Origin of the sequence: Rhabdonatronobacter sediminivivens (assembly GCF_013415485.1) — a bacterium.
Taxonomy (GTDB): domain Bacteria; phylum Pseudomonadota; class Alphaproteobacteria; order Rhodobacterales; family Rhodobacteraceae; genus Rhabdonatronobacter; species Rhabdonatronobacter sediminivivens.
In genome coordinates this window covers 1-3,600 of record NZ_JACBXS010000093.1, presented here as the reverse complement: position 1 = coordinate 3,600, position 3,600 = coordinate 1, and the positions used below count along the sequence as shown (strand labels likewise).

General features: G+C 61.5%; 3 protein-coding genes. All 3 read right to left on the bottom strand.

Annotated elements, in window-relative coordinates:
• Positions 1–15: 15 nt before the first annotated feature.
• Positions 16–378 carry a c-type cytochrome gene (locus HUK65_RS19045; protein WP_179907661.1) on the bottom strand — a complete coding sequence of 121 codons (363 nt, stop codon included), beginning with the start codon at positions 376–378 and terminating at the stop codon, positions 16–18.
• 22 nt (positions 379–400) lie between these two features.
• The gene (locus HUK65_RS18125) at positions 401–2,002 is read right to left on the bottom strand and encodes a flavin monoamine oxidase family protein (protein WP_179907660.1); all 1,602 of its coding nucleotides are present in this window, start codon (positions 2,000–2,002) and stop codon (positions 401–403) included.
• The coding region (locus tag HUK65_RS18120) for a cytochrome c (protein WP_179907659.1) at positions 1,999–3,600 on the bottom strand (1,602 nt) is incomplete at its 5' end. The genes HUK65_RS18120 and HUK65_RS18125, both read right to left, overlap by 4 nt.

Below are 3,600 nucleotides of genomic sequence, written 5' to 3'. Positions count from 1 at the left end.
GACCGCAGAGGCCGCCTAACCATGATCCCGGCAGCGCTGCCCCGACCCGATTTCAACATTCATCGGGACATCCCCCGGCATCGCGTGATAGCCGGTCAGAATGACCCCTGCAAGGAAGTGCTTCGAGCGCATCTTGGGATTCTCGGCCAGTGGCGGATGCGCCCCCGCCCCTTCGTCGCCACGCCCGTCCTCCATATGACAAGCCTGACAGGTGGCTTGATAGAGCTCCGCACCCCCGGACTGTGTAAAGCGGTCGGGATCGTCCGAGAAGCGCGACAGAAGCGCATCCAGGTCCTGCGCAGGGGCTGCTGCGTCGGGTTGCGTTGTTGTCTGCTGTGCCGGTGCTGGCAAAGCCAGCACGCAAAGCGCGATGAACACATAATACGGGTATCGGGACATCTCAGGCGTTCTCCCTCTGATCCAGACGCTTGATCGCATCGAGGGCTGACAGAAGCGATCCTTCCAGCCAGGCCGGGATATGCGAGCAATGCTCGCCCGCCAGCACCAGCCGGTTGTCGATCTTGCACAGGGTCTCATAATGCTGGTCGCGCAGATCTTGCGTCCATTGCCCATAGCAGCCCAGCGACCAGTCCACGCGGTGCCACACCCACGACGTGCCGGACAGGAATTCGGCGTCATATTGCGGGTGAATCTGGCGACCCAACGCAAGGGCGGCGTCGATGCGTTCCTGCGGGGTCATGCTGGACCACGAATACGTGAAACTACGCCCACCGGTGGCCGTGTCATAGGCCGCTTGCAGTACTGCCGGGCCGTCGGACAAGAAACCGTAATTGGGATAGGCTATTTGCACCAGCGGCAGGTCCGTATAGCTGACACCGCCCAGAATACCGTCATCCTGTTCCCAGAATCGGCGCCTGAATTCCAGCCCGACCTTGAAGGCCGAGGCATAGGGCACCGCCGCACTGGCCTTGCGCATCGCATCCGAGCAATCGACCTCGATCTGCGCCAGAACCGATAGCGGGATTGTGCAGATGCACCAATCGGCGGTTTCCTCGCGCACTGTGCCGCCGCGCCCGCCATCCTCGTATGTGATGGTCACAGCATCGTCGCCTTGTGCGATGCGGGTGACGCGGGCGTTGAGCTGGATCACATCCTCCACCTCGCGCGCGAAGGCATCCGTGATCGCATCCATGCCGCCTGCAGGTTCAAACATCGGTGGCTCGAAACTGTAGCTGTTGAAGCCAAACAACTGCTGCCATAGCCCCGATTGCAGCAAGGCCGAAAGGTCCGTCGGTTGCGAAGGGCGTGCCTCCGGCATCAGGCCGCCACCAGGGGGAATGTCCCAACCGCGCACCCCGCCGGTGGCATCGCTGGCGCGGTAAGCATAGCGGCTGTTCAGCACGCCCCAGCCTTTCAGCCCTTCCAGCAGCTTTTCGCGATCCTCGAGGGTGACAGCCTCATCCAGACTGCCCTGATTCAGCGCTTTGGACAGAAGTTCGGACACATGGCCGCGCATATCCTTTTCCACATCCCCGATCCGCTGCGGCTGGCCATCAAAGGCACTGGCAGAATGCAGAAACGCACTGTTGTTCTTGATGATGAACGGATGCAACTGGACGCCCAGCCTGCGGCAATAGTCGAATACGGCGCGATGATGCACCGGCAAGCGCCAGGGCCCTGCATTCAGGTAGCTATCGCCCTGAAAATCGCAGGCGATTTCATGCCCGCCCATTTCCGTATAACGGTCGCCGCCGCGCAAGGTCAGACAACGTCCGCCGGATCGGTCCTGATATTCAAGGATCTTCACCTCATAGCCTACACGCTGCATCTCATATGCGGCGGCCATCCCGGCAATGCCTGCCCCAAGGATCAACACGCGCCGTCCCTGACGGGGGCCTTGCAGCTCAGGCGTGCCCCTATAGCCCGACTCGGCTGCAAAGCCCATGCTGGTCATTGCCTGATACATTGCACCTGCACCGGCAACTTGCCCGATCATGGTCAGCAATTGCCTGCGGGTCGGGTTTGCGTATGTCATGGTCATGGCCTCACCCCTTCTTGCCGTCTGAGGCCGCGACGCCGCGCCAATACCCACCAAAGCAAGGTACCCCCCACCAGCAGCGTGATCCCTGCAATCAGGGCGACCCATGCCGCCACCTGCAAGCTGCGCAGGGTGGCTGGCATATCGTCATCCTGATCACGGGCTTGTCCGACATCCGCCGCGGTCAGGGTGCTATCCTGCCGCCCGCCGAAAGTGATGCGGGTGTAATTGGCCAGCATGGCGATCTGGTCATCGCTCAACTCATCCGCGAAACCCGGCATCGCGGGCATGCGGTACAACTTGCCTGCGGGCACGCCATGCGACAGCACCGTGAGCAGATTTCGGGGGTCTTCGCGACGCAAGGCTGCATTCTGGACAAGTGGCGGATAGAAGGCCTGTGGCTGGCCTTGCCCGCTGACGCCGTGACAGGCTGCGCAATGGTCCAGATACAGACGCTCTGGTTCTGACAGATCATCGCGCGCCTGCGCTTGGGTCATTTCTTCGCGGATCTGGTTGAAACGGTGCTGTGGGCGGTCACGCTCGGCCATGGGCACCAGCAGCGGAATATCCCGATTGCGGGTGTCGATTGCGGGAATGGTCTGAAGATAGGCCGCGATTGCAAACAGATCGTCTTCATCCAGATGACTGGTGCCGTGCTTCACGAACGTTCCCATCGGCCCTGCCGCCTGAACGATATTTCCTGCAGTGCCCTTGCCCAGATAGTCCACAATGTCCTGCGCGGCCCATGCCCCTAATCCGCTAACCGGATGCGAAGTCAGGTTCGGGGCCAGCCATCCGTCGATGACCTCGCCCGCCAGATATTGGTCATTTTGCACGCCAAAAAGGTCATTGCGCGGGGTGTGGCATTCGCCACAATGGCCCAGATGGTCGACCAGATAGGCGCCGCGGCTGAGCACTGGATCGTCGAATTGCGGCAAATCCCGATCCCCAAGATACAGCCAGTTCCACGCCATCACACCAGTGCGGATGTTGAACGGAAACGGCAGGTCGGTCTGCTGATCCGGCGCGCGCTCAACAGGCTCCTGGTCTTGCAGCCAGATATGCAGCACATCGATATCCGTGTCGGTCATGCCCCGGAAGGACGCGTAGGGCATGGCTGGATACAGCCGCCGGTCGGGGCTGACGCCCTCGCGCAGAACGCGCGCCAGATCATCCCGGCTGTAGCCGCCAATGCCATACTCCTGCGAGGGGCTGATATTGCTGGCCACGATCGTGCCCATCGGGGTTTCGACCTGATAGCCGCCGGCCAGATCTTCGCCATGGCACGACATGCACCCCGCTGCCCGCGCGACATATTCGCCTTGTTCGGACTGCGTCTGGTTGGTCTGAGAAAAAACTGGTGAGGACACCAACAGCAGCGCAGCACCCGCAACAAGATGGCAGAGCGCGGGGACGGATTGCGATGGTTGCCGTGACAGCAGGGCGTCGGGCTGCAAACCGGGCGCATCCGCGATCCGGCTGCCGGCCGTTGAAAGGCTCTCGTCGGGGGAAGTCCAGTGCCTTAGAGTCCGATTCATAATGGTCTGAATGATTTCAGGTTCTTGCGATGAGGCGGGTGAGGCGACGGATGTGGGCGATGA

What these genes read in the sequence shown, in the direction of transcription:
- HUK65_RS18125 (WP_179907660.1), bottom strand. Translation starts at nt 2,002, where the DNA reads ATGACCATGACATACGCAAACCCGACCCGCAGGCAATTGCTGACCATG.